Raw genomic sequence first — 17,562 nt, 5'->3', positions numbered from 1 at the left:
TCCTCAGTCGTTCGTGGTGCTCGGTGGTTGGCGGCGGAAGCCGTCGACCGCGTCGTTGTAGCGGCGCAGCAGGCCGGTGAGCCTCTCGACCTCCCCCTCGGGCCAGTCGGCCAGCAGGTCCCGGGTGATCGCGTCCCGGGCGTCCCGCATCCGCAGCAGCAGTTCGCGCCCGGCGGCGGTGGCGACCAGGCGTACGGCCCGGCCGTCGAGCGGGTCGGCGGCCCGTTCCACCAGGCCGTGCCGGACGAGCTGGCCGACCCGGCGGGAGATCGTCGAGGGGTCCAGCATCGTGCTCTGCGCCAGCTCGCCCTGTCGGGCGGGCCCCTTCTTGACCAGCCATGCGAGCAGGTGGGCGGCGGCGGGGTCGAGGCCGGGCGGGAGCAGGCCGCTCAGCTGGCTGAAGGCCACCTGGGCGACCCGGGTGCTGCGGTACAGCTCATGGTGCAGCTCGGACTCCACCGACGCCTGTTCAGTTGTCGGCAGGGATCCGGTGGACACGAGAATAGATGCTAGCAGCAACTAGTTGCTTCCGGCACACAACTAGGCCGTGAGGGTGGTCACGCGCGGGGCGGGGGCGGCGGACGAAACCGCCCGCACGGGGTCGTACGCTCGACCCATGCGCGTGCACGTGTTGCAGCTGGCCTACGACGACGACGAGCCGGTGGCCGCCCGCGTCGAGCGGGCCGCGGCGCTGGTGAGCGGACAGCGCGACGCCGACCTCGTCGTCCTGCCCGAGCTCTGGGCCCCCACGGGGATGAACTACGACCTGTGGACGGCGCACGCCGAGTCGGTCGACGGGCCCACCGTCGCGGCGGTCGCCGAGGCCGCCAAGGCGATCGGTGCCTACGTGCACGCCGGGTCGATCGTCGAGACCGCCGGCCCGGACGCCCCACCCGAGGCCCGTGGTCCGCAGGGGCGCGGCCTGTGGAACACGTCGGTGCTGATCGGGCCCGAGGGTGACACCCTCGCCACGTACCGGAAGGTGCACCGGTTCGGGTTCGCCTCCGGCGAGCCGCAGCTGATGGAGGCCGGTGAGCAGCTAGTCACCGCCGACCTGGACCTGCCCGACGGGCGCGTCCGCATCGGCCTGGCCACCTGCTACGACATCCGGTTCCCGGAGCAGTTCCGCCGCCTGCTGGACGCCGGGGCGGAGGTGTTCGTCGTGCCCGCGGCGTGGCCTGCGCGCCGGGTCGCGCACTGGACGCTGCTCGGCCGGGCCCGCGCCGTCGAGAACCAGTGCACGGTGGTGCAGTGCAACACCGCCGGCACCCACGCGGGCGTCGCGATGGGCGGCCACAGCCAGGTCGTCGACGGCACGGGGGTGGTGCTCGCGGAGGCCGGTGACGGCGAGGAGGTCCTGGTGGTCGACGTCGACCTCGACGTCACCCGGCGCTGGCGCGCGGACTTCCCGGTCCTGGCGGATCGTCGGCTGTGACCACGCTGGACGAGGGGCCCGCCGCGCGGCCCACCGAACCGGAGGGGCTCCCGGACGGCGCCGGGCCCGTTCCCGGGGCAGTCGTCGCCTCGGGGCTGGTGCTGGCCACGCTGCTGATCGCGGTGGCGGTCGCGGCGCTCGCCGCCGCGTTCTCCGGTGCGACGCAACCGTTCCTGATCAACGACCCGGGCCCCGTCGTGCGCTGGGGGCTGGTCGTCGTCCGCGGCGTGACCAACCTCGCCGCCGCGGTGACCGTGGGCACGCTGGTGCTGGCCGCGCTGGCGCTGCCCGTCGTCCGGCCCGGGGCGACGGCGGGGCCGCCGCGGGCCTCCCGGCCCGCGCTCACGCTGGTCGCGGTCGGCGCAACCGTCTGGGCGGCAGGCAGTCTCGCGCTCCTGGTCCTCACCTACGCCGACGCGCTCGGCGCCCCGCTGGGGGCGTCGGCGACCGGGCGGAGCGTGCTCGCGCAGCTGGCCGACTACGCGCGCGAGGTGCCGGCCGGTCAGGGGCTGGCCTTCACCACGATCGTCGCCGGGCTGATCGGGCTCGTCGCGGCGGGCGCCGTGACCCTGCGCACCACCGGGCTCCTGACGCTGGCCTCGTTCGCCGCGCTGGTGCCGGAGTCGCTGTCCGGGCACGCCGCCGGGACCGGCGACCACGACACCGCGGTCACCGCGATCGGGCTGCACCTGTTCGGCGTGACCGTCTGGCTGGGTGGACTGCTCGCCCTCGTCGCGCTGGCCCCGCTGGTGCGTTCCGGGCTGCCCGCGGCGGCCCGCCGGTACTCGACGCTGGCCGGCTGGTCGTTCGCCGCGGTCGCCTTCTCCGGTGTCGTGAGCGCCTACCTGCAGGTGCCCTCGTGGAGCGGCCTCGGCTCCCGGTACGGGGTCCTGCTGCTGGCCAAGACCGTGCTCCTGCTGGTGCTGGGCTGGTTCGGCTGGATGCACCGCCAGGTGACCCTCGGCCGCCTCGACGCCGGCCTGCCGCGCAGCTTCCTGCGCCTGGCCGTGGTCGAGATCGTGCTGATGGCCACGGCGGTCGGCCTCGGGGTGGCGCTCGCGCAGAGCGCCCGGCCGGAGGGCGGGCGGACGACGGAGGCCCTCACCGTCAGCGGTTACCCGTTGCCCCCGGCGCCCGACCTGTCGCGCATCCTGTTCGGCTGGCAGCCCGACCTGCTCTGGCTGCTGGCGACCGGGCTCGGCGCGGTCGGCTACCTGACCGGGGTCCGCGCGCTGCGCCGGCGCGGCGACTCCTGGTCGTGGCTGCGGACCGTCCCGTTCCTGCTGGGGCTGGCGCTGCTGGCCTGGACGACGAGCGGCGGGCTCGCGGTGTACGGGCGGGTCACGTTCAGCGCCCACATGGTCGGGCACATGGTGCTGACGATGATCGTCCCGCCGCTGCTCGTGCTGGGGGCCCCGGCGACCCTGGCGTTGCGGGTGCTGCCGGCCCGGGCCGACGGCACGCGCGGGGCGCGGGAGTGGCTGCTCGCCGTCCTGCACTCCCCGTTCCTGCGGGTGCTGGCCTTCCCGCCGGTGGCGGTGACGATCTTCGCGGGCAGCCTGATCGCGTTCTACTACACGCCCCTGTTCGGGCTGGCGTTGACCACGCACGTGGGGCACGAGCTGATGCACGTGCACTTCCTGCTGGCCGGCTACCTGTTCGCCTGGATGTTGATCGGCATCGACCCCGGCCCGCCCCGCCCGAGCCACGTCATCCGGCTGGTCCTGCTGTTCGCGACGATGGCCTTCCACGCCTTCTTCGGCGTCGCGCTGCTGCAGGGGGACGCCGTGCTGGAGGCCGACTACTTCGGCGCCGTGGGCCGACCGTGGGGCCAGACGCTGCTCGCCGACCAGCGGTTCGGCGGCGGCCTGGCCTGGGGCATCGGGGAGGCCCCGACGCTGCTCCTGGCCCTGGTCCTGATGCTGCAGTGGGTGCGCACCGACGAGCGCGAGGCCAAACGGTCCGACCGCGCCGCCGACCGCGACGGCGACGCCGAGCTGAACGCCTACAACGACTACTTGGCCGCCCTGGCCCGCCGGGACGAATCCGCTCGACGTGCAGACCGCACCTGAGCGGTCGACACTGGCACCCCCGGGCCCGCCGGAAGGGGTCCACCTGTTCTAGGAAGGGCAAGCCATGTACATCGGCGGCGGCATATTCCTGCTGGTCGTGGGCGCGATCCTCGCATTCGCGGTCAACGACCAGTCGATCGGCAGTGTCGACCTGGAGATGATCGGCTGGATCTGCATGGGCGGCGGGGTGCTGGCCATCCTGCTGTCGCTCGTGCTCGCGACGCAGCGCAACAACACCTCGCACACCGAGGTGGTCGAGCGCCGCAACGTCGGCGGCCCCCCGCAGTACTGACCTCTCTAGTTCGTGATCATGCAGAAACGCACCCTCCCGGTGCAGTGGGCGCGAAGCCCACCTCGCCGAAGAGGGTGCGTTTCTGCATGTCCGTCGGCGCTTGGAGCGCCTCCTCCCGAGCGAACCAGGGCTAGAAGGCCGCCTCGGGCACGTCCATGAGGGAGTTGTCCGTGGCCTCGGCGATCGTCCGCTCGGCGGCGATCTTGGGCAGGAACTGCGTGGCGAAGTACGACGCCCCGGCGATCTTGCCCTGGTAGAAGGCGGTGTCGGCGTCCGAGAGGCCGCCCTTCTCCAGCGCGGCGTGCGCGACATCGGCCTGGCGCAGCAGGAGCCAGCCGATCACCAGGTCACCCGTGGCCATCAGCAGGCGCGTGGTGTTGGCGCCGACCTTGTAGATGTTGCGGGCGTCGGTGCCCTCCTGCCGGGTGTCGGAGGCCATCAGCTGGCCGACCAGGTACCCGACGATGCCCTGCACGTCGTCCAGCGCCTTGCCGAGCAGCTCGCGCTCGGTGGCCAGGAACCCGTCGCCCGGAACGGCCTTCGCGAACTCGGCGATCTGCTGGCCGAGCGCGGCCAGCGCCTGACCCTTGTCCCGGACGATCTTCCGGAAGAAGAAGTCCTGGCCCTGGATCGCCGTCGTGCCCTCGTAGAGGGTGTCGATCTTCGCGTCCCGGATGTACAGCTCGATCGGGTAGTCCTTCAGGAAGCCGGAACCGCCGATGGTCTGCAGGCTCTCGGTGCCCAGCAGGGTCCACGCACGCTCCGACCCGCAGCCCTTGACCAGCGGCAGCAAGAAGTCGTTGATCCGTTCGGCCAGGTCGTCGTGCTCGCCGCGCGCCTGGGCGATCTCGACGGCGTCCTGCTGGGTGGCCGTGAAGGTGCACAGGGCGCGCAGGCCCTCGGCGTAGACCTTCTGGGTCATCAGCGAGCGGCGCACGTCGGGGTGGTGGGTGATGGTGACGCGCGGCGCGGCCTTGTCGGCCATCTGCGCCAGGTCGCCGCCCTGCACGCGCTCCTTGGCGTACTCCAGCGCGTTCAGGTAGCCGGTCGACAGCGTGGCCATCGCCTTGGTGCCGACGAGCATGCGGGCGTTCTCGATGACCAGGAACATCTGCGCGATGCCGTCGTGCTCGTCGCCCAGCAGGGTGCCGGTGGCGGGGAGGCCGTCGATCTCGCTGAACCGGATCTCGCAGGTGGTGGAGACCTTCAGGCCCATCTTGTCCTCGATGTTGGTGACGAAGGCGCCGTTGCGCTCGCCCAGCTCACCGGTCTCGAGGTCGAAGTGGTACTTCGGGATGATGAACAGCGACAGGCCCTTGGTGCCCGGCTTCGCGCCCTCGGGGCGGGCCAGCACGAAGTGGATGATGTTCTCGCTCATGTCGTGCTCGCCCGACGTGATGAACCGCTTCACGCCCGTGACCTGCCAGGTGCCGTCGTCCAGCTGCGCGGCCTTGGCGCGGCCGGCGCCGACGTCCGAGCCCGCGTCGGGCTCGGTCAGCACCATCGTGGCGCCCCACTGGCGCTCGATCATGATCTTGGCGAGCTTCTTCTGCTCCGGCGTGCCCTTCTCGTGAAGGATGTGGGCGAAGCCGGGCCAGGAGCCGTACATGTAGATGGCCGGGTTGGAGCCGAGCACGAGCTCGCGCATCGACCACAGGAGGCTGTTCGGGGCCGGGGTGCCGTCCAGTTCCTCGGGCAGGCCGAGCGCCCAGAAGCCCGAGTCCATCCAGGTCTGGTAGGCCTTCTTGAAGCTTGCCGGGACGGTGGCGCTGTAGGTCTGGGGGTCGAAGACCGGCGGGGTGCGGTCGGACTCGACCAGCGAGTCGGCCAGGTCGTCGGTGGCCAGCCGGGTCAGCTCGCGCAGCGTCTCCTTGGCCGTGTCGACGTCGACGTCGGCGAAGGGCGCGGCACCGAGCACCTGGCCGCGGTCGAAGACCTCGAACAGGTTGAACTCGATGTCACGCAGGTTCGGCTTGTAGTGGCTCATCCTCGGACCCTCCTGGCCGGTTCGCTAAGCAAGCGCTTAGTTACTAGGGTACCGCGCGGTAACCGGCCAGGGCCACCCCAAGCTCCCTTCTCGCCGTCGATCATGCGCAAACGCAGCAATGCCCGGCCCCTCAGGACCGGGCATCGCGCGACTCAGCTCATATACCGGTGGCTCACACGTGGGCGCGGCCGCGGCTGCCGAGACGCAGCCACAGCAGCAGCACGATGACGGCGCCGATGATCGAGCCCAGCAGACCCGACGGCTGGAAGGCGCCCTCGTCGAAGTCGTGACCGAACAGCACGTAGCCGAGGAAACCACCCACGAAGGAGCCGACGACACCGATGACGATCGTGGCGCCGATGCTGAGGTCCTGCTTGCCCGGGACAAGCAGCCGGGCGACGGCGCCGGCGATGAGGCCCACGATGAGCAGGGTGATGATCAGACCAACCATGATGACCTCCGGATGCGGGACGGCCCGTGCGGCCGATGATCCAAGCGTCACCTGGATGGGCGCGCTCGCAACCCGAGTTGTCGGCTTTCCCCTACGTCACTCGCGTCCCTCGCGGCGCAGGGGCAACCAGGCGAGGACGTCCTGGATCGTGCGGTCCCAGTAGGTCCACTCGTGCGCTCCCGGTGTGAAGGACGTCGTGAGCGGCACCCCGCGCCGGCCGGCGGCGTCCACGAACCGGTGGTTGTCGGCCAGCAGCTCGTCCTCGGTCCCGCAGCACAGGTACAGCCGGGGCAGGGACGACGGGTCGCTGCGGCCCAGCAGGTGCAGGAGGTCGTCGTCCGTGCCGGCGGCGCTGCCGCCGAAGATCCGGTCCCGGAAGTCGGTGGGCCAGTCGCCGCGGGTCTCGCGGCCCGCGATGTCGAGGACGCCGGACAGGCTGGCCGCCGCCGCGAACCGCTCCGGCCGGCGCAGCGCGAGTTTGAAGGCCCCGTAGCCGCCCATCGACAGCCCGGCCACGAACGTGTCCTCGCGGGCCGGGGACAGGTTGAAGAACGACTGCGCGATCTGCGGCAGCTCCTCGGAGACGAAGGTCCAGTAGGCGTTGCCGACCCTCTCGTCGGTGTAGAAGGAGCGGTCGACCTGCGGCATCACGACCGCGAGGCCGAGCTGGGCGACGTAGCGCTCGATCGACGTCCGGCGCGTCCAGATCGTGGCATCGTCGCTGAGACCGTGCAGCAGGTACAGGGTGGGGAAACCCTGCCCGTCGTCGGGCGCGGCGCCGGTCATGCCGATCTGGTGCTGTGTCTGCTGCGGGAGGACGACCGTCATCGAGGTGCTCAGCGACAGGGCCTCGGAGAAGAAGTCGCAACGCAGGAGGGCCATTTCGGCACCCTAGAACGTCTTCACGGCGCCGTCGCGCTGGTGCACGACCCCTTCTCGAGCCCGGCCTGGGCCGAGTACTTGTAGGTCGTCGAGCTGCCCGTGGTGTTCTTCATCTGGATGCACCAGGCCGTGGCGCTGGCCCCGGTGACGGTCACGCTGGTCGCCGCCGCGTTCGTGTAGTCGAGCAGCGAGACGCCGGAGGTCGCGGTGCCCGCGTCGTCCCCGCCGACGAAGTAGTGCGAGTTCGTGACCGCGATGGTGGGCGCGGTCGTCGTCCCGTCCACCCAGTAGCCGGTCATCGCCTTCCCGAGCCGTCCGATGTCGGCGATGGTGGCGGTGTCGCGCGCCTTCTGCCGCTGGTTCAGGAAGACGGGCACGGCGATGGCGGCCAGGACCGCGATGATGATCATCACGACCAGCAGCTCGATCAGACTGAACCCGCGCTCGCGGGTCTCCCGGTTCTCGGCCATCGTCCGGCACATCGGCGCCCGCTCGGGCCACCTTGAGCCCGACCCCGCCACTCGTGATCATGGACATCTGCGTGATCAAGGAATTCAGGCACAATCGGGACCATGACGTCCGGCCTGGGGGAACGTGCGGAGGAACTGGCCCGGCGGGCGCACGCCGGCCAGGTCGACAAGCTGGGTGACGGCTACTTCGAGGCGCACCTGCGCCCGATCGCCGAGCTGCTGCGCCCCTTCGGCGAGTACGCCTCCGCCGCAGGCGTTCTTCACGACATCGTGGAGGACACCGCGACCACCTACGACGACCTGCGGGCCGCCGGCATCCCGGAGCCCGTCGTCTCGGCGGTGCGGTCCGTCACCCGGGTCGAGGGTGAACCGTACGAGGCACTGATCGCCCGGGCCGCCGCGCACCCGCTCGGGCGGCTGGTGAAACTGGCCGACAACTGGCACAACCTGCAGGGGCAGGCCGCGCTGGCGCAGGTCGACCCCGAGACGTCCGCCGCCCTGCGGGAACGGTACGAGCGCGCTCGGGAGACCCTGACCGCCGCTCTCCTCTAGGGGTGCCACCAGTCGCGCGGGCCGGGGTCGTGTAGTCGGCCCCGTCGACCCGGGGGGTGAACACCGCCTCCACCGCCTTGTCGAGCGCCTGTAGTCGGGCCCGCGTGCGGGTGCGGAGGGCGACCGCGCGGTACTCGTGGCGCCGCCCGAAGTCCGATGCCTCGGAGACGGTGTTGGCCGCGGCCTGCGCGAGACCCGTCGGACTGTGGCCAGAAGGCTCCTGAACCGGTGAAAGGCACTGATGAGCAGCAGATATCGGTTGGCTCGGATCTCGGCCCGCCCGCCCCTGTCGAGCCTTGGCCAGGAGGTCGCCGACGATCGGGACTTCCTCGGGAGTCCATGGGCCACAAGAGACCCTGCGGACGTACCTGTGCCGCCAGTGGGGGCGCCAGGCGGTAGGTGCTCGCCCGCTCGTGGGCGAGAAGCTCTTCGGGTCGCAGTGCCTCGCTTGAGCAGGCTGAATTGGGTCAGCACTCCGCGCCTTCCCCCGTCCGCCGGTGCCAAGCCGAGCGGACCCTGAATCGGTACCGAGTGTGGACCTGATGCACCGTAATGACCGCTGTGACGCCGAGTGTTGCGCATGGGCCTCACAGTCGGAGCGGATCGGCGGGTCAAGACGTCGCCGACGGTGGAGCGGGTGAGCAGAACCGAACTCGCCCAGGCGCCGACCACGGCGGCGAGCGAACCGAGCACGACCATGATGGGGTTGACCCGGACGTTCAGATCGCTGTTCATAGGGATGACTTGTCGGGGGTTGGCGTGGAGCGGTTCCGGTTGTGGACGGATCGGGCGTGGCGGCGGTGGCCGGTTCGCAGCTGGGCCGTGTATCTCGTCTTGGTGGCGGTCTTGTTCGCTGGCCTGTCAGCGGCGATCGACCAATTCCTCGACGGCCAGTCCAAGGCGTGGTGGTACTACCTGGCCCGTGGCGTCTTCTTCGCGGTCCTGTACTGCGGTGCGACGTACCTTGTTCGGCGAGACATGGAGCCGCGTAACGATTCTCAGGCGCCAGGCGGCGACTCGGACGCGGCGCCGGACACCGGTCGCTGATCCGGCCCACCCCGGGTCGCTCGACCTGTGAAGGCGGCCCGGTGCGGACCTAGCCGCGTTGGAGCGGGTGACGAGAGCCGTCGGTCTCGAAGTGCTTCGTCCCTCAGCACGTCGAGACCTCCTCCCGATTCTCGGCGGGCCGATAGAACTGCGAAAGGCCCCTCCGAAGTGCGTGGAGGGGCCTTTCGCAGTTGGAGCGGGTGACGAGAATCGAACTCGCACTGTCAGCTTGGGAACAAGCTTGCTTCGGGTCAGGGACAAGGAACCGAGCACGCCCGGGGTGAGTGGCGGGGTCCGCTATCGGCCGAAGTTGACCGTTGATGACCGCTCGATCGGGCACGGAACGGGCACGTGTGACGCTCGGCTGTCGAGGATCCCAGAGTGGTCCGCGCTGATTTTCGGGGGCCCGGCGACGCCTCCACTGAGCATGCGGCCTGCCGCCTTGCTTCTGGGGTGAGGCCCCGTCGAGGGGTGTGCTCACCGCTTCGCCACGTGAGGCGAAGCTTCTCATCTCTCATCCAAGCTGACCCAGCTATGATCTCGTTGGACAACGATGTTCTGGCCCACCTATGAAGGGAATCGAGTCGACCATGGAGCAGCTTCCCCAGAAGCCCCTGGTGGAGGCCCTCTTGGAGATCCGCTGGGCGCTGCAGCCCAGCGAGGTTGAGGGGAACCTTCGTGATCCTGGGTTCCCCTTGATGGTCGGCTCTTTCCAGGAACGTGTCAAAGACCTTTACCCACACTATGAACGGCTACCTGCCGCAGATTTCCCTGATGACATGACCCCATATGTGGTCAAACATCGCTTCCGGACGGGTCCAAATCAATGGCCGGTAGTGCAGGTGGGGCCAGGAATTGTTTCGCTCAACTTCACGTCCGAGTACTCATGGGAAATTTTTGCGGAGAGGGCGGCACGCGTCGTGGCTGACTTGCGTGACGCGTATTCGCGCCATGTTGAATCCCCGCTTCGCCCCAATAACTTGATGCTGCGTTTCATCAACTCGATACCAAACTCCGCCGACGAGCCTGGGATGAAGTTTCTCGCGGAGAAGCTCCATATCTCTGTATCGCTGCCTGCGGTCTTTCAGCCCGCATCGAGCAAGGCGACTCTTACTTTCGCGCCTGATGTCGACGATGCTTATGGAAGTTCCGGTGTCATCGGTGTTGGATCAGGCATAAATCAAGGCCAACCTATCATTGGCTTGGAATTGCAAGTTGTGTGCTCGGATTCGGATCTAATGCCAGATCTTGATGAAGTCGGAAATTGGCTCGATTCTGCTCATCAGAGCATCGAGACATGGTTCTTTGCTCTCATAGATGGTGAACTCCTCGATGGCTTTCGCAAGCTTGATCAGGAGGTCCTAGGTTGAGCGCAACGAGCCTCGGTTCCGTCCTCATCGACACAGCGGTCGTCCAAGACGGCAGCATCCTTCGGCTCCTGGGCGGGGGGATGCAGATTGAGGCGCCTACGACGGTCGGGCAGGTCGTCCCCGTTTTTGATGAGCCGGTTACTCGCCGGTCGAACCCGAAGCGCCCGCCGTTGGCGCTTAGGGCCATCGGGTTGCTCCTTGCAGGCTCGGCGTTAAGCAGTCCGCTTCCCGTGTCGACCGTTCCAGCTGTGGAGTCTGTCTACGGATCTCGAAGTGTCGAGGGGCTGCAACTTAGTAGCCTGGCTCGTGCTCAACGTCGTCCCCTGACTCTCACTCAGGCACGTCGCCTCGCCGCTCGCGCCTCCCAACGGGCCCAGGCTCGCCGACGAGCATTGGCCATTAGGGAGGCCAAGATGAGCGAGTATTTAGATGGATGGGGTACCGGAGAGTGATCTATGAGCCGGTAGATCCGGGGGAGCCGGTAAGGCAGGGCGATATCTTCGTAGGTGTTCCCCGGGTCGAAGTATCTCTCGGTGACTTGGCTATCTTTAGTGATGCGGGGATCGAACATGCAGACTGGCAATCGCTGGGTCAGGATGAAGTCCAGGCTGTGGTTACTCTCCGATCAGTGAATGCGATTGTTACAAGTCAAGATTGTGATGCTACCCGAGCAAATGATATTAGCTTCTGCGAGATTCGACCTTTTCATGACGTTGAAGGCGATGGTAATGCCCAAACGGACACTCCAAAGAAATGGGTTCGCCTCATAACGCAGCAGGCGCGCAAGAATCAGAAATGGTTTTATCTTCCTCCCGATCCTGGATTCAAGATTGAGGAGAGAAGTGCAGCAGACCTGCGCGTGGTGCTCTCAATTGAGTTAGAAGATATATTGCGGATGATTCCTACCCGACGCGTTGGGCGCCTGAATGAAGTAGCCGCAAGTCATTTCCGCGAACGCATCGCAGAATTTTACCGCAGGTATCCCTATGATGAGTGGTACCCCCTTAATCGCGAAGAATTTGAACACTATTCCGCCCGGATGGACCCCGCCCCGGAAGCCTTTCCCTGGCAGAGGCTTGCTTCTGATGCAGAGTCAGCCTGATTCGCAAGCTGGGTTGTGGCGGCTGGCCGGTGGTGTTCCCGGCCTGCCGTCGCAGCGGAGGTGTCGCGCCCGGGGAGGCTCGCGGTCCAGGCCCCCGACGCTGGAAGCCGGTCATCCGCAGGTGCGGAGCACGTCCCTGCATCACTTGACGAAGCTGCTTGGGGCTGGACGGTGAGTCCGGGCGTGATACCGGAAGGCGAGCCCCGGCACCCTCGGTGATCCGGCCTCGCGCGTCACCCCTAACCAACTAACTGCGAACTCCCGCGCGGGCCGCACCAACCGGGGTCCCCCAACCCAGCCACCCACACGACCCCACGACTTCAGAAATCCCCGCCGCCCCTCACTCCCTCTTCCGCCCGGCGCGCCCGGTGGGGTCCGGGGCCGGAGGTCTCGGGGGGCCCCGCCGGGCCGCGCCCGGCGGGAGGCCGCGCGCAGCGCGGCCCTTGATGTCTAAGAGGTCAATTCAGCAGCTATCGCTATTGGACTTGGTCTCGTTCCAAATGGCTGAATGGGCGGCTACTGCTCTGCTGATGTTCTTTCGGGTGCCTGGTCCTGATTTCTTGGCTTCTTCGGTCCAGTCCGCGGCCTGGCTTTGTTCTGAGGAGTTGCCGCCGAAACCTCGCCCGTCATAGAGCGAATAATGGCAACTGTTGCCTCTGCCTTATCTTGGCCGCTCAATTTGTCCAGGAGTCTTTCTGCGGCGAGCATTCTTGAGAATTCGAGAGGTTGGGCGAAGTAGTCCCGTAGTTGCTGTGAGGCCGCTTCCTGTGAGCGCATAAAAGTCGTACCTATGAAGGCTCCAAGCCCGCCACCGGAAATGCCTGTAATTCCAGCCGATACCGCGGACGCCGTCGAATCGGCAAGAGTGGCAAGGATGGCTGAAATGAGCACGACTACAAATCCCAGTCCGGCTGCCACTTGTCCGTAGATGAAACTTCTGCGCGCTTGTGATGTCGCAATTTGATGGTAGTAATCGAGGCGCTTCTGAGTGGCCTCCCATAGTGACCCAAAGTCGGTGGCCCCTTCTGCAACCCGCTCATCTGCCCGCTGAAGCTGGGATTGGGCAACGCCTAGCATAAGACCGTCACGGAAATTCCTCCGGAAACGGTTACGGATGGCCACCGCGACCGCGGAGGCGAGGTACTCGGCGACCAGGATGCCAACGAGGATTCCTACGAGTGGGCCGAAGATCCAATCAACGGGTTTAGGCTGAGGTTCGGACAGTGGTATCAAGAGTCCACTCACGCCACCGACGGTGATGCCAAGGGCAGCGGCCGCAATAAGTATTTTGCGAACGATGGCGCGGCTTTCCGTGAACTCGGGAGAATTGCGCCACATCAGGCGCCTTTCGGCCAATGACAAATGATAGTAGGTATCTACGTCGGATCGATCGGGATCCTCGTTCGCTGCCTCATCCCCGTTGTCCATGGGCTAGAGACTAGCTGTATCAGCTTGCCGTGCGTGTCTAATCCGCGCCCATAAGACATCTTGCTCCTTGGCCTAGGTTCAAGTGCCTTCCCGCTTCTGGAACCGCCTAGGCAAATCTGGCAGAGGCACTTAGGGCAGCGCCGCCGAACGCCGAGCAAGCTCGACCAGCTCTTCGGGTGCGCGGCGTCCTGCGAGGGCGAGTAGGTCGCGGATGAGCTGGCGGGCAAGGACGTGGGTGTAGGTCTGCTCGGGAGCCTGGGCCTCAGCCTGGAGAAGCGCGTTGAGTGCTTCGCCGGTATGGCGTCGCTGGGTGTGAGCGCGGGCCACGTCGATGTAGAACCGGGACTGGCGCTCCGCAGACAGGGCGGAGGGGTCGACGTTGGCGGCGATGTCGAGGGCTTGGCCTGCGTCGCCGAGGTCGGCGGCTACGGCGATGGCGTGTAGCTCGACGTTCGTGGGGCCGAATTCGGTCTCGTAGTCGTTGCGGTCTTCGCCGAGTCGCTGGCCGATTCGGCGGGCGGCTTCGAGCATGTCGTGGGCCTGGGCGCGTTGGCCGGCGCGGGCGTAGACGATCGCTCGCACGAGGTGGAGGGCGCCGTAGACGGAGAGTTGTTCAGGGGTGGCGGTGTCTGACTCGGCGGTCTCGGCGAGGGCGTCGATGCCGGTCTGGGCGACGTGTTCGGCCTGGTCGAGTCGCTGGAGGGTGATGAAGGCGTGCGCCATCCGGAAGAGCCCGGAGAGGGCTCCGAGCGGGTCTCCGCCCAGCTCGGCGACGGTCACGGCCCGGTCGGCGGCGACCCATGCCGCGTCGGCCTCTTCGAGCCGCGCGAAGGCTGAGGATGCGGCTTGGTAGGCGTCGGCGAGGAGTCGTGCGAGCTGCTGGCGTTGTCCGCGCTTGGCCTGCCGCCACGCTGCTTCGAGGTCGGGGACGAGTTCGACGAGGACGGCGTTCGCTTCGCTGAACGCTGAGGCGTGGGTCAGGGTCCAGGCGTCGGCGACGCGGCGGGTGAGGTCGTCCAGGTCGGCGGAGAGCTGGCGTGGGGGCGCCAGGACCAGGGTCGGGGCGGGGTGTCCGGTGATGACCATGCGCAGTGCCTCGAGGTCGCTGACCTTGTGCTCGCTGCTGGTGTGCGGGAGGGCAGCCGCGTCGGGTCGTAGGTCCCGGACCGTGACGCCGAGGGCGTCGGCTAGTGCCTGGAGGACCGGGACGCGCTCGACCTGGAGGACGTCACGCTCTACCTGGGAAACCCAGCTTTCAGACCGGCCGACCTCGGTAGCGAGTTCGCGCTGCGACATCCCGCGGCGGGCACGGTACTCCGAGACGCGCTCTCCGAGACTGCTCACTGAGCGCCCCAGGCGGTGCTCTTGACGTCGACGGCCTCCAGGAACGTCACCTCGAAGCTCTCGACGAATTCGCTTCGCTGGTCGAGGAATTCGCGCGTGTGAGGCTGCTGCTCGTGGGTCTCGAAGGCGTCGCGGTCGCGGTACAGCTCGTAGAACACCCGCACGTCCGGGCTGCCGTCGACGGCGTGCGAGGCGTAGATCAGCGTTCCGGGCTCGTGGGCGCGGATGCCGGTCAGGGTGCGCTCGACCAGCGCGTCGAACTCGGCCATGCGTCCGGCCTTGATCGTGAACCGAACTACCAGTCCGAAACCCAACATCAGTCACTCCTACCCACTTGAACTGCACCGTTAGCTGAAACTTTAGTCGATCTGTAAGACACGCAGTAGAACTGTTGACCCGCAGAGATTCTGCGGGTAGCTTCGTTACTAGAGCGGATCGGGTCATAACCGACCGCAAGAAGACAGGGAGAGAGCGATGGCTCTGCAGGGTGGGCACCGGTTCGCGGTGTCGATGGATGAGGTGTTCCCGCACGGTCTGTACGCGATGAGCGTGGATCAGGCGCAGGACTTCGACGAGAAGACCCGGGCGCGTACGCCGTCCAAGGACAAGCAGACGGGTTCGCTGGTCTGGTCGGTGACGTGCATCGACCGGGACCCGGAGGCGCGGGTGAAGGAGGTCAAGGTGAAGCTCCTGGCCCCGTACATGCCGGAGCTTCCCCCGGAGATCGTGCCCGGCTCCGGGCTGCGACCGATCGCGTTCTCGGGGATGACGATCACCCCGTACATCGACGAGGGCCGGGGCCGTGCGCGGCTGGCGTACTCGATGCGCGCCACCGGCCTAAGCGCCGCCTCTATCGGTGCGTCCGGTCAGGACGGTGCGGGCAGGGCCCCCGCTGGTTCGGCAACCTCGGCCCCTCGGGGTCCGGGGCAGGGTCGTTCGGGCGGGCAGGCGTCCGCCGCCTGACTGGTCCCTCCCGGTAGTGGAGGGAGCCCCCGGCCTGGTTGCCGCCGGGCCGGGGGCCGCACATCACGAATAGCTCGGTTTCTCGCTCACCGCTCAAAGTTCACGAGGGAGCTTCGCCATGCCCCGAAAGAGTAAACCCGACATCGGCACTGGTCTGGATGACCTGCTGATCCCGACCCCGGTGTCGACCGTCCGCGCGGCCCGCCCGGCTCGTGCCGCCCGATCGGCGGTGGCTGGCCCGCGGTTGCGGAAGTGCCGCACCTGCGGTGACCCGGAGCTGTCGTCCCGACTGGTCCACGGGCAGTGCCCGGAGTGCATCGGCCTCCAGACGTTGCCGCTGCGGGGCCAGGGCGGCCGGTTCATCAGCTTCACGGCCCGCCCCGTGGCTCAGGGTGGGGGTGCGGCCTGATGCAGTTCATCAACGGCACCCGCGCCGAAGACCTCACCAACGATGGCATTTTCGCCAAGCAGCGGGCCGTGATCCCGTTCTGGGCTCTGGCCCTGTCGGCCTCGGTCAAGCGACTCGCCCGCCTCGCTGCCCGGCTGGTCCGCACCTTGTGGCGGCATCCGCTGACCACGGCCGCTCTGTTCGCGGTCGCGTTGGTCTGGGTCGAGTTCGGCCGCCAGGGCCTGCTCGGCGTCCTCGGCCTGACCATGCTGTCGCTTACCGCCTGGCTGTGGAGGTCACCCGCGACCTTCGACCGGCGGGTGGTCAGGCCGGTGCGGGGTTGGTGGCGGTGGCTGACCTTCTACCGGCTGGTCTGGTATCCGGTGATGCACGGAACCGGTCTCACCCGGACGACCCCGGACCGCACCATCTACACCCCGACCGTGACGTCGGTGTCGTCGACGCGGGTGGTGGACACGATCGGGCTGCGGTTGATCCACGGCCACACCCCGGAGGACTTCCACACCCAAGCCGAGGGCCTACGCCACGCCTTCCGCGCCCACCGGCTCACGGTCGTGGAGACGGCACCGGGTCTTGTGGAGCTGCGGGTGTTCGCGAAAGACCCACTCACCCGCCCGATTCCCGCGACCCCGATCGAGCGGATCTCGGCCGTGCCGGATTTGCTGTCCCTGCCCGTGGGCTTGACCGAGGCGGGGGAGGTGTATCGGGTGCCGCTGCTGGGGGATCACAAGCTGATCGCCGGGAAGACCGGCGCCGGGAAGGGCTCGGTGCAGTGGTCGATTCTGCGGGCCCTCGGCCCCGGCATCGCCTCCGGCCTGGTCTGCGTGACCGGGCTGGACCCGAAGGGCGGGATGGAGCTGTATCCCGGCCGGGCCTTGTTCGCCTACTACGGCGACCAGGACGGCGAACAGATGGCTCAGGTCATCGAGGCCGCCGCCGACCGGATGACCGCCCGCGCCAAGCGGCTACGCGACGCCGGACTCCGTAAGCACGTCCCGACCGTGGATGACCCGTGCGAGGTGATCGTGATCGACGAGGTCGCGTTCCTGACCGCCTACCACCCCGACCGGAAGATCCGCGACCGCGTCAAAGCCGCGCTCTCGCTGCTATTGTCGCAGGGCCGGGCACCCGGGTTCTCCGTCATCGCGTCCCTGCAGGACCCCCGCAAGGAGACGCTCCCGTTCCGGGATCTGTTCCCCACCCGCATCGCCCTCAGGTTGGCGGAGGACTCCCACACCGACATGGTCCTCGGCGACGGCGCCCAAGACCTCGGCGCCGCCTGTCACCTGATCCCCGACACCCTGCCCGGCGTCGGCTACGTCCGCACCGAGAGCGCCAACGAACCGGTGCGGGTCCGGTTCTCCTGGATCAGCGACGACGACATCACCGACATGGCCACCCGCTGGCCCGCCCCTGCGCCGGTCTCACCGGGTGCTCGGGTCATCGACCTCGCCGCACGGGACAGGACCGCCGGGTCGGGGCTGCCGGGTCAGCGGCCCGTGTCGGGGATCGAGTCGGACTCACCGCCGGGAGCCTGACCGCCAACTGCTCGACCTGATTGTCGCTGGGCTCGGGCTTGTGCTCGTCGCTGCCCGAAGCGGGCTACAGCCGGGTGACTCAAACCCACGACCAGCAGAACCAAAACGGCGGCCCACGCGAGATCTCCACCTGCTCGCCCGTAGTCGCCCATCACGCACCGCGCCACGCCGCCCACGACGTTCAACACCGCCCCGACCGCAAGGAGCACCGAAAGCACCT

Annotated in this window: 17 protein-coding genes; 9 read left to right on the top strand and 8 right to left on the bottom strand. The window is 67.9% G+C overall.

The features are described from left to right. Window positions 1-3: 3 nt before the first annotated feature. Window positions 4-498 carry a MarR family winged helix-turn-helix transcriptional regulator gene (locus ACIB24_RS02545; RefSeq protein WP_398274701.1) on the bottom strand — a complete coding sequence of 165 codons (495 nt, stop codon included), beginning with the start codon at window positions 496-498 and terminating at the stop codon, window positions 4-6. A 118-nt stretch (window positions 499-616) separates the two neighbouring features. Between ACIB24_RS02545 and ACIB24_RS02540 the strand changes: the two genes are divergently transcribed. The 3 genes from ACIB24_RS02540 to ACIB24_RS02530 all read left to right on the top strand — a co-directional run bounded on the left by ACIB24_RS02540 (window position 617) and on the right by ACIB24_RS02530 (window position 3,799). After that, the gene (locus ACIB24_RS02540; protein WP_398274698.1) at window positions 617-1,435 is read left to right on the top strand and encodes a nitrilase-related carbon-nitrogen hydrolase; all 819 of its coding nucleotides are present in this window, start codon (window positions 617-619) and stop codon (window positions 1,433-1,435) included. Further along, a complete protein-coding gene (locus tag ACIB24_RS02535; RefSeq protein ID WP_398274695.1) occupies window positions 1,432-3,507 on the top strand; it encodes a cytochrome c oxidase assembly protein in 2,076 nt (691 codons plus the stop codon). The genes ACIB24_RS02540 and ACIB24_RS02535 overlap by 4 nt, the downstream gene beginning before the upstream one ends. A 64-nt stretch (window positions 3,508-3,571) precedes the next feature. Further along, window positions 3,572-3,799, top strand: a complete 228-nt coding sequence (locus ACIB24_RS02530; protein ID WP_398274692.1) for a DUF6458 family protein — start codon at window positions 3,572-3,574, stop codon at window positions 3,797-3,799. 130 nt (window positions 3,800-3,929) lie between these two features. Here ACIB24_RS02530 and ACIB24_RS02525 read toward each other — a convergent pair whose 3' ends face one another. The 4 genes from ACIB24_RS02525 to ACIB24_RS02510 all read right to left on the bottom strand — a co-directional run bounded on the left by ACIB24_RS02525 (window position 3,930) and on the right by ACIB24_RS02510 (window position 7,589). Next, window positions 3,930-5,786, bottom strand: a complete 1,857-nt coding sequence (locus ACIB24_RS02525) for an acyl-CoA dehydrogenase (RefSeq protein WP_398274689.1) — start codon at window positions 5,784-5,786, stop codon at window positions 3,930-3,932. Window positions 5,787-5,958: 172 nt separating this feature from the next. After that, the gene (locus ACIB24_RS02520) at window positions 5,959-6,237 is read right to left on the bottom strand and encodes a GlsB/YeaQ/YmgE family stress response membrane protein (RefSeq protein ID WP_398274686.1); all 279 of its coding nucleotides are present in this window, start codon (window positions 6,235-6,237) and stop codon (window positions 5,959-5,961) included. Between the two features lie 96 nt (window positions 6,238-6,333). Continuing rightward, window positions 6,334-7,119, bottom strand: coding sequence for an alpha/beta hydrolase (locus ACIB24_RS02515; protein ID WP_398274683.1), 786 nt, complete (start codon window positions 7,117-7,119; stop codon window positions 6,334-6,336). 20 nt (window positions 7,120-7,139) lie between these two features. Next, window positions 7,140-7,589 carry a type II secretion system protein gene (locus ACIB24_RS02510; protein ID WP_398274680.1) on the bottom strand — a complete coding sequence of 150 codons (450 nt, stop codon included), beginning with the start codon at window positions 7,587-7,589 and terminating at the stop codon, window positions 7,140-7,142. 102 nt (window positions 7,590-7,691) lie between these two features. On the opposite strand from ACIB24_RS02510, the gene ACIB24_RS02505 reads away from it, so the two are divergent. The 3 genes from ACIB24_RS02505 (at window position 7,692) to ACIB24_RS02495 (ending at window position 11,660) form a co-directional block, all read left to right on the top strand. Continuing rightward, complete coding sequence (locus ACIB24_RS02505; RefSeq protein WP_398274677.1) at window positions 7,692-8,141, top strand: guanosine-3',5'-bis(diphosphate) 3'-pyrophosphohydrolase; 450 nt, start codon at window positions 7,692-7,694, stop codon at window positions 8,139-8,141. 1,637 nt (window positions 8,142-9,778) lie between these two features. Continuing rightward, window positions 9,779-10,558: a TIGR04255 family protein gene (locus ACIB24_RS02500; RefSeq protein WP_398274673.1), complete on the top strand. Its 780-nt coding sequence runs from the start codon at window positions 9,779-9,781 to the stop codon at window positions 10,556-10,558. A 448-nt stretch (window positions 10,559-11,006) separates the two neighbouring features. Next, window positions 11,007-11,660: a hypothetical protein gene (locus ACIB24_RS02495; protein WP_398274670.1), complete on the top strand. Its 654-nt coding sequence runs from the start codon at window positions 11,007-11,009 to the stop codon at window positions 11,658-11,660. Between the two features lie 516 nt (window positions 11,661-12,176). Here ACIB24_RS02495 and ACIB24_RS02490 read toward each other — a convergent pair. The 3 genes from ACIB24_RS02490 to ACIB24_RS02480 all read right to left on the bottom strand — a co-directional run bounded on the left by ACIB24_RS02490 (window position 12,177) and on the right by ACIB24_RS02480 (window position 14,749). Continuing rightward, the gene (locus tag ACIB24_RS02490) at window positions 12,177-13,088 is read right to left on the bottom strand and encodes a TRADD-N-associated membrane domain-containing protein (protein WP_398274667.1); all 912 of its coding nucleotides are present in this window, start codon (window positions 13,086-13,088) and stop codon (window positions 12,177-12,179) included. A gap of 129 nt (window positions 13,089-13,217) precedes the next feature. Next, window positions 13,218-14,432, bottom strand: a complete 1,215-nt coding sequence (locus ACIB24_RS02485) for a helix-turn-helix domain-containing protein (RefSeq protein ID WP_398274664.1) — start codon at window positions 14,430-14,432, stop codon at window positions 13,218-13,220. Continuing rightward, window positions 14,429-14,749, bottom strand: coding sequence for a putative quinol monooxygenase (locus tag ACIB24_RS02480; protein ID WP_398274661.1), 321 nt, complete (start codon window positions 14,747-14,749; stop codon window positions 14,429-14,431). Before ACIB24_RS02480 ends, ACIB24_RS02485 begins: the two co-directional genes overlap by 4 nt. A 157-nt stretch (window positions 14,750-14,906) precedes the next feature. Here ACIB24_RS02480 and ACIB24_RS02475 point away from each other — a divergent pair, with 157 nt between their 5' ends. From ACIB24_RS02475 to ACIB24_RS02465, 3 genes are all read left to right on the top strand, one after another. Further along, a complete protein-coding gene (locus ACIB24_RS02475) occupies window positions 14,907-15,395 on the top strand; it encodes a hypothetical protein (protein WP_398274658.1) in 489 nt (162 codons plus the stop codon). A gap of 118 nt (window positions 15,396-15,513) precedes the next feature. Then, window positions 15,514-15,804 carry a hypothetical protein gene (locus ACIB24_RS02470; protein ID WP_398274655.1) on the top strand — a complete coding sequence of 97 codons (291 nt, stop codon included), beginning with the start codon at window positions 15,514-15,516 and terminating at the stop codon, window positions 15,802-15,804. Beyond that, window positions 15,804-17,342: a cell division protein FtsK gene (locus ACIB24_RS02465; RefSeq protein WP_398274652.1), complete on the top strand. Its 1,539-nt coding sequence runs from the start codon at window positions 15,804-15,806 to the stop codon at window positions 17,340-17,342. Before ACIB24_RS02470 ends, ACIB24_RS02465 begins: the two co-directional genes overlap by 1 nt. The last annotated feature ends 220 nt before the right edge of the window (window positions 17,343-17,562 follow it).

It is taken from the genome of Spongisporangium articulatum (assembly GCF_044465595.1).
GTDB lineage: Bacteria > Actinomycetota > Actinomycetes > Actinomycetales > Kineosporiaceae > Spongisporangium > Spongisporangium articulatum.
The sequence above is the reverse complement of the archived record's forward strand: the minus strand, read 5'-3'. Positions and strand labels throughout refer to the sequence as shown.

What these genes read in the sequence shown, in the direction of transcription:
- ACIB24_RS02520 (WP_398274686.1), bottom strand. Translation starts at nt 6,237, where the DNA reads ATGGTTGGTCTGATCATCACCCTGCTCATCGTGGGCCTCATCGCCGGC.
- ACIB24_RS02510 (WP_398274680.1), bottom strand. Translation starts at nt 7,589, where the DNA reads ATGGCCGAGAACCGGGAGACCCGCGAGCGCGGGTTCAGTCTGATCGAG.
- ACIB24_RS02480 (WP_398274661.1), bottom strand. Translation starts at nt 14,749, where the DNA reads ATGTTGGGTTTCGGACTGGTAGTTCGGTTCACGATCAAGGCCGGACGC.
- ACIB24_RS02525 (WP_398274689.1), bottom strand. Translation starts at nt 5,786, where the DNA reads ATGAGCCACTACAAGCCGAACCTGCGTGACATCGAGTTCAACCTGTTC.
- ACIB24_RS02470 (WP_398274655.1), top strand. Translation starts at nt 15,514, where the DNA reads ATGCCCCGAAAGAGTAAACCCGACATCGGCACTGGTCTGGATGACCTG.
- ACIB24_RS02465 (WP_398274652.1), top strand. Translation starts at nt 15,804, where the DNA reads ATGCAGTTCATCAACGGCACCCGCGCCGAAGACCTCACCAACGATGGC.
- ACIB24_RS02500 (WP_398274673.1), top strand. Translation starts at nt 9,779, where the DNA reads ATGGAGCAGCTTCCCCAGAAGCCCCTGGTGGAGGCCCTCTTGGAGATC.
- ACIB24_RS02540 (WP_398274698.1), top strand. Translation starts at nt 617, where the DNA reads ATGCGCGTGCACGTGTTGCAGCTGGCCTACGACGACGACGAGCCGGTG.
- ACIB24_RS02490 (WP_398274667.1), bottom strand. Translation starts at nt 13,088, where the DNA reads ATGGACAACGGGGATGAGGCAGCGAACGAGGATCCCGATCGATCCGAC.
- ACIB24_RS02530 (WP_398274692.1), top strand. Translation starts at nt 3,572, where the DNA reads ATGTACATCGGCGGCGGCATATTCCTGCTGGTCGTGGGCGCGATCCTC.
- ACIB24_RS02475 (WP_398274658.1), top strand. Translation starts at nt 14,907, where the DNA reads ATGGCTCTGCAGGGTGGGCACCGGTTCGCGGTGTCGATGGATGAGGTG.
- ACIB24_RS02505 (WP_398274677.1), top strand. Translation starts at nt 7,692, where the DNA reads ATGACGTCCGGCCTGGGGGAACGTGCGGAGGAACTGGCCCGGCGGGCG.
- ACIB24_RS02515 (WP_398274683.1), bottom strand. Translation starts at nt 7,119, where the DNA reads ATGGCCCTCCTGCGTTGCGACTTCTTCTCCGAGGCCCTGTCGCTGAGC.